This is a genomic window from Bacteroides eggerthii, from assembly GCF_025146565.1.
GTDB classification, from domain to species: Bacteria; Bacteroidota; Bacteroidia; order Bacteroidales; family Bacteroidaceae; genus Bacteroides; species Bacteroides eggerthii.
This window is the reverse complement of sequence record NZ_CP102258.1, coordinates 2813153-2825506: the sequence shown is the minus strand read 5'-3', so window position 1 is coordinate 2825506 and position 12354 is coordinate 2813153. Positions and strand designations below refer to the sequence as shown.

Below are 12354 nucleotides of genomic sequence, written 5' to 3'. Positions count from 1 at the left end.
AAGAACATGAAAAAGTATCATCTTTACCTTTGGATCGTCGCCCTCGTGGGGCTGATGACCGCGTGCAGCCAGGACGAAGCCGCCGGGCCGCAGACCTATGAACCCACCAGCGTAACCCTCAGCGCAAGCGTGGACCGGAACATACAGACACGGGCTATAACCATGCCGAGTGATTACAAACTGCGCTACATCCTCGAAGTATGGACAACGGGCGAAACTCCGGTACTTAAACTCCGCAAAGAAGAACTGAAAGAGGACTTCAGCGGAGTGGACTTCACTTTCGATCTGACCGATGCCGGAGACTACAACGCACTCCTGTGGGCGGACTTTATTCAAGCGCAAATAACAACACCGACAAAACAAACTATTTCCGGGTTTGAGTGTGACCACTATAAGGACCTGAACTACAAGACCACCGACAACCTGAAAAATATAATCCGTACCCCTGCGGGCAATATACCAACTTTGCATAATGACGCTTTCTGTGCCTGTCATCCAATCAGCAAGAAAACCGGGGCTTATTCCGGCAATGTGCAGCTTGTCCGTCCGTTCGGGCAAATCAATATCATCGAAAAGAATGCGGATACGCTTGCTAAAGTAAAACAGACAAAAGCCGTTTTCAATGTTCCTAAAGGCTACAACGTCGAAAACGGTACGCCCACCAGCGAGACAGAAGAAGCCACGAGGTATGCAAACATGCATTCGATGAGCGGTTCTGGAAATGACTGTACCGCCAACCTTCTCTACGACTACATCTTTGCCCCCTCCACCGGGCAGACCACACTGGGCGAAATCAAACTGACATTTATCAGTAGTGACGAAACTCTTCAAATCGGAGATTTCACCATCCCCGCCAATATGCCCGTTGAGCGCAACAAGCGCACCAACATCAGCGGACACATTGTTTCAGTTTCCGATGCGCCGAGCAACAGCGCCAAGCTCTCCGTAACGGTGAGCGACGGCTGGAGCACCGACCTGATAGAAAAAGATGCCGACGTGGGCAACTACTATTACGAGGACGGCACATGGTCTACTATCTTTAATGATCAAAAGAAGTGCATCGGCATCGTGTACGAAGTGAATGCTGGCGGCAGGAGCGGTAAGATTGTGGGGCTGACGCAGATCAATAGTATTGATAAAAAGCCATGGAGCACAGAGAATATCGTAACGGGAGCAACCAATACAACCGACGGTCGGGTAAATATGACAACCATCGCTGAGTTGATTACAAATTCGGGTGGCAGCAAGATCTGGGATACTTACCCTGCCTTCAAGTGGGTGACAGAGCAGAACAATAACACCGGCAACTGGGATGCCGCAAATGACAAGTGGTATATCCCTGCCATAGATGAGTTAAGCGCATTTTACACAGCTTATAATACTTACGGTAAAGATAACTTCAATGCTAAGATAACCACAGCAGGTGGAACAGTGTTCTACAACACCTCCTACTATTCGAGTTCGACGGAGAGCAGTAACACCCAGTACTATCATACGCAGTTCAACAACGGCAACACGGGCACCCAAGATAAAATAAACAACAACGTAGTGCGTTGCATCCGTAAATTTTAATGCCACAAGGCTGATTAGCCCTTTAGCAGCCCGTCTTGATGGGCTATTTAACACTTTGCGGCGCAGCGTCAAAAACTGCCTGTGTAAGTGAAAGAAATGAATAACAGCGAAGTTTGATTGGTAAAGAGTGGTACTTCCGGGTACGGACGGACTCAAGCGGGGAAGTCCGTCCGCCTCCTTTCAAACTCACTGTAAATTCAATTCAAACAGCTATTCGGACAGCCATGCGTCAATGTCCGGGTGTCAAATAAGATAAGGCACTTCCCCGTCTCGCAGCGGGGAATAGCGCAAACGAAAGAGATTCAACAAATTTATTAATCACAACAGCAAGACAAAAAGATACGCCATGACTGAGAAGGAAACAATACCGGGAGCATTCAAAGCCCTCATAACAGGCTACGGCATCGTGGGATTCGATTATGCCTGTATCTCATCTTCGACCGGGCATTGTCCGGTAATGAAATCAACAGCCTGATTTCCGGTGAAGAAACATTGCAGCAAGAAAGCCTCGTCCGGTTCAATTTCAGCAAATACGGAAGAAAGAGCCAAAGTCCGAACGGGATAAAAATAACAACGCCTGATTTACAATATGCTATCAAAAAAAAGGGGCTGTCTCGCTAAGTGAAGCAAGCAGCCCCTTTGAACTTATTGTTCTTTATTGATTATGCAATTCCATGAGCAGATACACTGCTGTCGATCTTCTTAACAAGACCTTGCAATACTGCGCCCGGACCACATTCCGTAAAGTCAGTGGCACCATCGGCAACCATGTTCTTTACCGTCTGTGTCCAACGTACGGAAGCTGTCAACTGAGCAACGAGGTTCTTTTTGATTTCGGCCGGATCAGTATGGGGCAGAGCATCTACATTCTGATAAACCGGACATTTCGGAGCATGAACGTCAGTAGCGTTGATAGCAGCTTCCAACTCTACTTTGGCAGGATCCATGAGTGGAGAATGGAAAGCGCCGCCTACCTTCAAAGGCAAAGCACGCTTTGCACCGGCAGCCTTCATCAGTTCGCAGGCCTTGTTGATACCCTCGATAGAACCGGAGATAACGATTTGTCCCGGACAGTTATAATTGGCAGCAACACAAACCTCACCTTCCGCACTTACCTGTGCACAGATTTCTTCAACTTTTTCGTCCGGCAGAGCAATGATGGCGGCCATAGTGGAAGGCTGTGCTTCACAAGCCTTTTGCATAGCCATTGCACGAGCGTAAACCAGCTTCAGGCCATCTTCAAAGCTCAATGCCCCGGCTGCCACCAATGCGGAAAACTCACCGAGTGAATGACCCGCAGTCATTTCGGGCTTGAAGTCATCTCCCATGCAAAGTGCAGAGATAACAGAGTGAAGGAATACGGCAGGCTGTGTTACTTTGGTCTGACGCAGATCTTCATCCGTACCGTTGAACATGATATCTGTGATACGATATCCGAGAATATCATTTGCTTTTTCAAAAAGTTCTTTGGCTAAAGCCGAATTTTCGTACAGGTCTTTTCCCATTCCTACGAACTGAGCACCTTGACCCGGAAATACAAATGCTTTCATATTTACTTATTTTTAGTGTTTAATTAAAAAAGTGGTGCAAAGGTATAGGTTTTTTCCGGTAATCATCGCACAAACAGATGTTTTTTGTGCAAGGCGCTTCTTGACGTGTGTTTATAATACAATATGTAGCCCCTCGGAAAGAGTAGTGGGCAAATCGTAAAATCCTTATAAATTAAGGAGTTTATAGTTATTGTGCCTATTACAATTACAACAATGGAACTTTACTTAAATTACATATTGTATTTTGTACGATAACACAACAAGGTGATATTGTAAAAGATATGATATGTATTTGTCTGTAAAATAATGCTTTGTAACATATCAAAAATATTCTTTTCGCCTATTGCATATTCAAAAAACCTCATTATATTTGCAGCCGTTAAACATAAATATTATGCAAAACATGGAACATAACACGCCATTGGCAAACAATCATATTTCCGTAGATTGTGTGGTGATAGGTTTTGACGGAGAGCAGCTAAAGGTGTTGCTGATTAAACGGGCAGGAGAGGAAGAGGGAGAAGTCTTCCATGATATGAAACTTCCCGGCAGCCTGATTTATATGGATGAGGATTTGGATGAAGCAGCCCAAAGGGTGTTGAATGAATTGACCGGACTCAAAAATGTAAATCTGATGCAATTCAAAGCGTTCGGCTCCAAAAACCGTACCAAAGATCCCAAGGATGTGCATTGGTTGGAACGTGCTATGCAGTCCAAAGTTGAGCGCATTGTGACAATAGCATATCTTTCACTGGTGAAAATAGATAGAGCACTGAATCGTGATTTGGACAACTATATGGCTGATTGGGTGGCGCTGCCGAATATAAAAGCGTTGGCTTTCGATCATAACCTTATTATAAAAGAAGCGATAACTTATATCCGTCAATATATAGAGTTCAACCCGTCATCATTGTTTGATTTGCTTCCACGCAAATTTACTGCGTCACAACTTCGTACTTTGTATGAGTTGCTGTACGACAAACAGATTGATGTGCGTAACTTCCACAAAAAAATAGCCCTAATGGAATATGTAGTGCCTTTGGAAGAGAAACAGCAAGGCGTTGCCCACCGCGCAGCACGATATTATCGCTTTGACAAGAAGATTTATAATAAAGTGAGACGATAAAGAGATAATATGTGTGATAATAGGGTGGTAAATAAAGTAGTAGTACCTTTAATTTTTAATTCAATATGTATTTATTAGGTTATGACATCGGCAGCTCGTCCGTAAAAGCGAGTTTGGTAAACGCAGAAAGCGGTAAATGTGTATCTTCTGCATTCTTTCCGAAAACAGAAGCGGAGATTATTGCTGTAAAACCGGGTTGGGCGGAACAAAACCCGGAAAACTGGTGGGAAAATTTGAAACAGGCAACACAGGCTGTACTGGCAGAATCGCGCGTGGATGCAGCAGATATCAAAGCTATCGGCATCTCTTACCAAATGCATGGACTGGTATGCGTTGACAAAGACCAGAATGTATTGCGTCCGGCAATCATCTGGTGTGACTCCAGAGCAGTTCCCTATGGACAAAAAGCATTTGAAACACTGGGAGAAGAAACGTGCCTCTCTCATCTGCTGAATTCTCCGGGCAATTTTACTGCATCTAAGCTCGCGTGGATAAAGGAAAACGAACCGGCTATCTACGAGAAAATATACAAAATCATGTTACCGGGCGATTATATCGCAATGAAACTAAGCGGTACAATTTGCACCACTGTGTCAGGCTTGTCGGAAGGCATGTTTTGGGATTTCAAGAACAACCAAGTAGCAGATTTCCTGATGAAGTATTATGGCTTTGACCATTCACTGATAGCTGACATCAAACCAACCTTCTCCTTGCAAGGACTTGTTAATGCTGCCGCTGCGCAGGAACTGGGCCTGAAAGAAGGTACGCCTATAACATATCGTGCCGGTGACCAACCGAACAATGCCTTGTCACTGAATGTGTTTAACCCCGGTGAAATAGCATCTACGGCAGGTACATCGGGAGTTGTCTATGGCGTGAACGGTGAAGTGAATTATGATCCGAAGTCACGTGTCAACACCTTTGCGCACGTTAATCATACAACAGAACAAACTCGTTTAGGAGTTCTTTTATGCATCAACGGCACAGGCATCCTTAACTCATGGATGAAACGGACCGTTGCTCCCGAGGGTATCTCTTACAGCGATATGAATGTTCTTGCCGCCCAAGCTCCTATCGGAAGTGCAGGTCTCAGTATTCTGCCTTTCGGTAACGGCGCCGAACGTATGTTGGAAAACAAGGAAATAGGTTGCTCCATTCAAGGCATAAACTTCAATCAGCATGGCAAACAGCACATAATTCGGGCTGCCCAGGAAGGAATTGTGTTCTCCTTTAAATATGGTATTGATATAATGGAGCAAATGGGTATTCCTGTGCAAAAAATCCATGCAGGCAAGGCCAATATGTTCCTCAGCCCGTTGTTCCGCGAAACATTGGCGGGTGTAACAGGAGCGGTAATCGAGCTTTATGATACTGACGGTTCGGTGGGCGCAGCAAAAGGTGCAGGTATAGGCGCAGGCATCTATAAGGATAATAACGAAGCTTTTGCAACGTTGGAAAAATTGGAAATCATAGAACCGAAACAAGCCGACCGTCAAGCCTATGCAGATGCGTATGCACGCTGGAAGCACTGTTTGGACATGAACATGAAATAATAAATTATTAAATAGTGATATATTAACCCTTTAAATCAATTAGAATTATGGCAACAAAAGAGTATTTTCCCGGAATAGGAAAAATTAAATTCGAAGGTAAAGAAAGTAAGAACCCAATGGCTTTCCGCTACTATGATGCAGAAAAAGTCATCATGGGCAAGAAAATGAAAGACTGGTTGAAGTTTGCTATGGCATGGTGGCACACACTCTGCGCAGAAGGCGGCGACCAATTCGGTGGCGGTACCAAACAGTTCCCCTGGAATGGTGATGCTGATAAAGTACAGGCTGCCAAGAATAAGATGGACGCCGGATTCGAGTTCATGCAAAAAATGGGTATCGAATATTACTGCTTCCACGATGTTGACCTTTGCGAAGAAGCTGCTACTATTGAAGAATATGAAGCAAACCTGAAAGCAATCGTTGCTTATGCAAAGCAAAAACAAGCTGAAACCGGTATCAAACTGTTGTGGGGTACTGCTAACGTATTCAGTCACGCACGCTACATGAACGGTGCTGCTACCAATCCGGATTTTGATGTTGTAGCTCGTGCAGCTGTTCAAATTAAAAACGCTATTGATGCCACAATCGAACTTGGTGGTACGAATTATGTATTCTGGGGCGGACGTGAAGGTTACATGTCATTGCTGAATACCGATCAAAAACGCGAAAAAGAACATCTTGCACAAATGTTGACTCTGGCACGCGACTATGCTCGTGCACGTGGTTTCAAAGGTACATTCCTCATTGAACCGAAGCCAATGGAACCGTCCAAACATCAATATGATGTAGATACGGAAACTGTAATCGGATTCCTGAAAGCTCATGGTTTGGATAAAGATTTCAAAGTGAACATCGAAGTGAACCATGCTACATTGGCCGGCCACACTTTTGAACATGAACTTGCAGTTGCAGTAGATAACGGCATGTTAGGTTCTATTGACGCTAATCGTGGTGACTACCAGAACGGCTGGGATACAGACCAATTCCCTATCGACAACTACGAACTGACACAAGCTATGATGCAGATTATCCGCAACGATGGTTTGGGCAACGGTGGTACTAACTTTGATGCCAAGACCCGTCGTAACTCCACCGATCTTGAAGATATCTTCATCGCTCATATTGCCGGTATGGATGCAATGGCACGTGCTTTGGAGAGCGCTGCAAAATTGCTCGAAGAATCTCCTTACAAGAAAATGCTTGCAGACCGTTATGCTTCTTTTGACAACGGTAAGGGTAAGGAATTTGAAGATGGCAAGTTGACACTGGAAGATGTCGTAGCTTATGCCAAAGCTAATGGCGAACCGAAACAAACCAGCGGCAAGCAAGAATTGTACGAAGCAATCGTAAATATGTATTGCTAATATCGATTAATTACGAATTACAAATTACAAAATTACCGGAATTGCGGCTTTGTAACAGTTGCATAGCCGCTGCCGGTAGATTGTAACTTGTAGTTCGTAATTTGTATTAATCCCCCTAATCTATTATATCATGAATTATACAGAAAAAGGTAGTAAGATCTATCTCTTCTCTATTGTACTTGTGGCTGTCATTGGCGGTCTGCTTTTTGGTTACGATACAGCGGTTATCTCCGGTGCCGAAAAGGGGCTTCAAGCTTTCTTCATGGGAGCCGATTTTGAATACACAGACGCAATACATGGCATAACATCATCCAGTGCACTGATCGGTTGTATCATCGGTAGTGCTATTTCAGGCTTTTTTGCTTCCAGACTGGGGCGCAAAAACTCTCTTTTTTTGGCGGGTATCTTGTTTTTTCTATCTGCATTAGGCTCATACTATCCGGAATTCCTGTTCTTTGAGCATGGAGTTCCTTCATATTCCCTTTTGGTTGCATTCAATTTCTACCGGGTTTTGGGCGGTGTAGGGGTTGGACTGGCGTCTGCCATCTGTCCGATGTATATCGCTGAAATCGCTCCGAGCAATATTCGAGGAACATTGGTTTCGTGGAATCAGTTTGCGATTATCTTCGGCCAATTGGTAGTCTACTTTGTGAATTTCCTGATTTTGGGCAGCCATGCCAATCCTGTTATCGATTTGGTTAACGGAGTGAATCAGATTATGAACCCTGAAGCTGCCGCATGGACAACCGAAACAGGCTGGCGCTTGATGTTTGTCAGTGAAGCTGTACCTGCCGGATTATTCGCTTTGCTGGTACTGTTGGTTCCTGAAACTCCACGTTATCTTGCCATGTGCGGTAAGGATGAAAAAGCATTGAACGTACTAAGCCGCATCAACGGTTCTTCACAAGCTAAAGTTATCTTGGCCGATATTAAGGCTACTACCGAAGAAAAGACAGAAAAACTTTTCACTTACGGTTGGATGGTTATTTTCATCGGTATCATGTTGAGCGTGTTCCAACAGGCTGTCGGTATTAATGCGGTGCTTTATTTTGCACCTCGTATATTTGAGACAATGGGCATGGCAAATCCGATGGTACAGACTGTTCTTATGGGGGTTGTCAATATACTGTTTACTCTATTGGCCGTATTTACCGTTGAAAAATGGGGACGTAAACCGTTGCTCATCTCCGGTTCCATCGGTATGGCAATAGGGGCTTTCGGTGTAGCTCTTTGCAACATAGTGACAGGCCTTCCTGCTATCATATCGGTCATCAGCATTATGATTTACAGCGCTTCATTTATGTTTAGCTGGGGACCTATCTGCTGGGTACTGATTTCTGAGATCTTCCCGAATACCATTCGTGGCGCAGCAGTGGCTATTGCAGTTGCCTTCCAATGGATCTTCAATTTCATTGTTTCATCCACTTTCCTGCCGATGTACAACATGCGTCTTGGAGAAATGGGTGACAAGTTCGGACATATGTTCGCATACGCTCTTTACGGTATTATCTGTGTGGTGGCTGCTATCTTCGTATGGAAACTTGTTCCTGAAACGAAAGGTAAGACCCTGGAAGATATGACCAAACTTTGGAAGAAAAGGAAATAAGTTTGTAAGAATCTCATTCTACAAAATATGAAAGGTCGTGCAGTTCGAAATGAATTGCACGACCTTTTGCGTTTAAACCTTTCGGCTTTCGATGCCTACCACCGGATGGTACGTTTTGTACCAAAGCGTGGTACGGAGACTACCACCCAGTGGTACACCGAGTACCTTAGTATGGTACAGTCAGTACCAAAGCATGGAATAATTCGGTATCTGTATCTTGTTGATTATAAGCACGCTATTGTCAACCGTAATATATGCTTGATTCGTTCGGACCGTCCGTCTGCGAGGATAAATAGTCTTTTGATGAGAAAGGTAAGAAAAAATCATTCCCACATAAGGATTAATGTATCAGTAAAACTGTAACTTTGCACCGTTTAAACTCAGGTATATAACACAAAGATTATGGACGAAATGAAAATCAATAAAGTGCAGATTCGTAATTTGCAGATAGAAGATTACGACCAGTTGGCACAATCATTCACGCGCGTTTATTCAGACGGGAGTGACGTTTTTTGGACACACAAGCAGATAGAAAAGCTGATTCGCATCTTTCCCGAAGGACAGATAGTGACAGTTGTTGATGAGAAAATTGTGGGATGTGCGCTCTCCATTATAGTGAATTATGACGATGTAAAGAATGATCATACTTATGCCCAAGTTACAGGCAAGGAAACTTTCAACACTCACAATCCTAAGGGAAATATTCTCTATGGCATCGAAGTCTTTATTCATCCTCAATATCGCGGACTGCGCTTGGCACGCCGTATGTACGAATATCGCAAGGAACTCTGCGAAACGCTAAACCTGAAAGCCATCATGTTTGGCGGGCGTATTCCTAATTACCACAAGTATGCTGACCAAATACGTCCGAAAGAGTACATTGACAAAGTAAAACAAAAAGAAATTTACGACCCTGTATTGACATTCCAGTTGAGTAACGACTTTCATGTGCGTAAAGTGATGCGCAACTATCTTCCGAACGATGAAGAATCCAAACACTACGCTTGCCTCTTGCAGTGGGATAATATTTATTATCAGCCGCCTACACAGGAGTATGTCAGTCCGAAAACGACAGTACGCGTCGGCTTGGTGCAATGGCAGATGCGTACTTACAAAACATTGGATGATTTATTTGAGCAGGTGGAATTCTTTGTAGATGCCGTCTCCGACTATAAAAGCGACTTTGTTCTTTTTCCTGAATACTTCAATGCGCCGTTGATGGCAAAATTCAACGATGAAGGAGAGTCAGAAGCCATTCGCGGATTGGCGGCCTATACCAATGAAATCAGAGAACGGTTTGTGAAGTTGGCTATCAGTTACAACATAAATATCATTACAGGCAGTATGCCGTTCATCAAGGAAGAAGACGGGCGCCTGTATAATGTAGGTTTCCTTTGCCGTCGCGACGGAACATACGAAATGTATGAAAAAATACACGTTACTCCCGATGAAATAAAAAGTTGGGGCCTGAGTGGCGGTAAATCTTTGCAAACATTCGACACCGATTGTGCTAAAATCGGTGTTCTGATATGTTATGATGTGGAGTTTCCCGAACTTTCACGTATTATGGCAGACCAGGGCATGCAGATATTGTTTGTTCCCTTCCTTACCGATACACAAAATGCCTATTCGCGCGTCAAAGTATGTGCCCATGCCCGCGCCATTGAAAACGAGTGTTTCGTTGTTATAGCGGGTAGCGTGGGTAATCTTCCTCGTGTACACAATATGGATATACAGTATGCCCAATCGGGTGTATTTACTCCCTGCGACTTTGCTTTCCCCACTGACGGGAAGCGTGCCGAAGCCACTCCAAACACTGAAATGATTCTTGTATCCGATGTGGATTTGGATTTATTGAACGAGTTGCACACCTATGGCAGCGTCCGTAACCTGAAAGACCGCAGAAATGATTTGTATGAAGTAAAAATGAAGAAATAAGAAATAATTTGCCACCGATTATGCAAATTATTGATACGGATTCTATCAATTATCCGTTTGTGCAAATTTGCGTAACCGGTGGCGTTTTTTTATTTGGTACTCGCCAAAGCCTCTTGCAAGTCAATACCCAAAGCAGCTGCTACTCCCGTACCATATGCCGGATCTGCCTTGTAACAATTGCGTATGTGGCGTTGCTTGATGAACAATTCGGCATCTCCCATAGCACGAGCCGTATTTTCAAATAGAAGCAGTTGTTCTTCTGCCGGCATCAGTCGGAACAAATCACCCGGTTGGCTGTAATAGTCATCATCGTATTCACGTTCATTATAATTATAAACGTCGCCATGTATTTTCAAAGGCGGCTCTTTCTTCTCCGGTGAATCCTGCCATTCTCCATAACTGTTAGGCTCATACCCCTTGGCGGAACCATAGTTGCCATCTACGCGCATAGCGCCGTCGCGATGAAACGCATGGAACGGACAGCGAGGCTTGTTTACCGGAATCTGTTCCGCGTTCACCCCCAAACGATAACGCTGTGCATCCCCATAAGAGAACAGTCTGCCCTGTAACATCTTATCAGGCGAAAAACCGATTCCTTCTACGATATTCTGAGGATTGAAAGCAGCCTGTTCCACTTCGGCAAAATAGTTTTCCGGATTACGGTTCAGCTCCAGAATACCTACGTCTTGCAACGGGAAGTCTTTGTGCGACCACACTTTCGTTAGGTCAAAAGGGTTGATGCGATAATTGTCCGCTTCCTCTTCAGTCATCAGTTGAATCTGAAGTTTCCACTTCGGGAAATCTCCTTTTTCAATGCTCTCATATAGGTCTCTCTGATGCGACTCACGATCTTTGGCGATGATTGCTTCTGCTTCCTGATCAGTCAGGCATTTAATGCCTTGCATGGTCTTGAAATGGAATTTCACCCAGATACGTTCGTTGTTTGCATTGATAAAGCTGTATGTATGGCTGCCGTAGCCGTTCATGTGTCGATAAGAGTAGGGAATACCTCTGGTGCTCATGGTAATGGTTACCTGATGCAATGCTTCGGGCAATAATGTCCAAAAGTCCCAATTATTACTGGCGCTGCGCATGTTAGTACGCGGATCGCGTTTCACCGCATGATTTAAATCCGGGAACTTCAAAGGATCACGTAAAAAGAATACCGGAGTATTGTTTCCTACCAAATCCCAATTACCTTCTTCCGTATAAAATTTCATAGCAAATCCGCGAATATCGCGTTCGGCATCAGCTGCACCTCTTTCGCCAGCCACTGTTGAGAAACGGACGAAACATTCCGTTTTCTTTCCTACTTCACTGAAGATTGCCGCGCGAGTATACTTTGTAATGTCATGCGTTACAGTAAATGTTCCATAAGCACCGGAGCCTTTGGCATGCATGCGTCTTTCGGGAATCACCTCACGATCAAAGTGGGCTAACTTCTCCAGAAACCAGGGATCCTGTAACACCATAGGACCTCGCTGACCTGCTGTCTGGCTGTTTTGGTTGTCTGCTATCGGACGACCGTTGGCTGCTGTGAGCTTCTTTTTTTCCATAAATACCATTTTAGAGTTAATAATAGGGACCTTGTATATTGCAAAGATAGTGACAGCATGCCGACACGACAACAGATTTTTTCTATGAG

General features: G+C 44.3%; 9 protein-coding genes. 7 read left to right on the top strand and 2 right to left on the bottom strand.

Going from position 1 to position 12354, the window contains the following annotated elements:
- The first annotated feature begins 6 nt into the window (after positions 1–6).
- Both NQ546_RS11650 and NQ546_RS11645 read left to right on the top strand, forming a co-directional pair.
- Positions 7–1572, top strand: coding sequence for a DUF6562 domain-containing protein (locus NQ546_RS11650; protein WP_004290950.1), 1566 nt, complete (start codon positions 7–9; stop codon positions 1570–1572).
- Between the two features lie 346 nt (positions 1573–1918).
- On the top strand, positions 1919–2047 hold the full coding sequence (locus NQ546_RS11645) for a hypothetical protein (RefSeq protein ID WP_004290951.1): 129 nt from the start codon (positions 1919–1921) through the stop codon (positions 2045–2047).
- A 187-nt stretch (positions 2048–2234) separates the two neighbouring features.
- Here NQ546_RS11645 and fabD read toward each other — a convergent pair whose 3' ends face one another.
- Positions 2235–3122, bottom strand: a complete 888-nt coding sequence (fabD, locus tag NQ546_RS11640) for an ACP S-malonyltransferase (protein ID WP_004290953.1) — start codon at positions 3120–3122, stop codon at positions 2235–2237.
- 394 nt (positions 3123–3516) lie between these two features.
- Between fabD and NQ546_RS11635 the strand changes: the two genes are divergently transcribed.
- The 5 genes from NQ546_RS11635 to NQ546_RS11615 all read left to right on the top strand — a co-directional run bounded on the left by NQ546_RS11635 (position 3517) and on the right by NQ546_RS11615 (position 10709).
- A complete protein-coding gene (locus NQ546_RS11635) occupies positions 3517–4248 on the top strand; it encodes an NrtR DNA-binding winged helix domain-containing protein (protein ID WP_004290955.1) in 732 nt (243 codons plus the stop codon).
- Positions 4249–4313: 65 nt separating this feature from the next.
- On the top strand, positions 4314–5801 hold the full coding sequence (locus NQ546_RS11630; protein WP_004290956.1) for a xylulokinase: 1488 nt from the start codon (positions 4314–4316) through the stop codon (positions 5799–5801).
- 47 nt (positions 5802–5848) lie between these two features.
- Positions 5849–7165 carry a xylose isomerase gene (xylA, locus tag NQ546_RS11625; protein WP_004290957.1) on the top strand — a complete coding sequence of 439 codons (1317 nt, stop codon included), beginning with the start codon at positions 5849–5851 and terminating at the stop codon, positions 7163–7165.
- A 130-nt stretch (positions 7166–7295) separates the two neighbouring features.
- Positions 7296–8771, top strand: coding sequence for a D-xylose transporter XylE (gene xylE, locus NQ546_RS11620; protein WP_004290958.1), 1476 nt, complete (start codon positions 7296–7298; stop codon positions 8769–8771).
- 402 nt (positions 8772–9173) lie between these two features.
- On the top strand, positions 9174–10709 hold the full coding sequence (locus tag NQ546_RS11615; protein ID WP_004290959.1) for a carbon-nitrogen hydrolase family protein: 1536 nt from the start codon (positions 9174–9176) through the stop codon (positions 10707–10709).
- Between the two features lie 89 nt (positions 10710–10798).
- Here the strand turns inward: NQ546_RS11615 and NQ546_RS11610 are convergent, their stop codons facing one another.
- Positions 10799–12265: a catalase gene (locus tag NQ546_RS11610; RefSeq protein WP_004295068.1), complete on the bottom strand. Its 1467-nt coding sequence runs from the start codon at positions 12263–12265 to the stop codon at positions 10799–10801.
- Between the last annotated feature and the right edge of the window lie 89 nt (positions 12266–12354).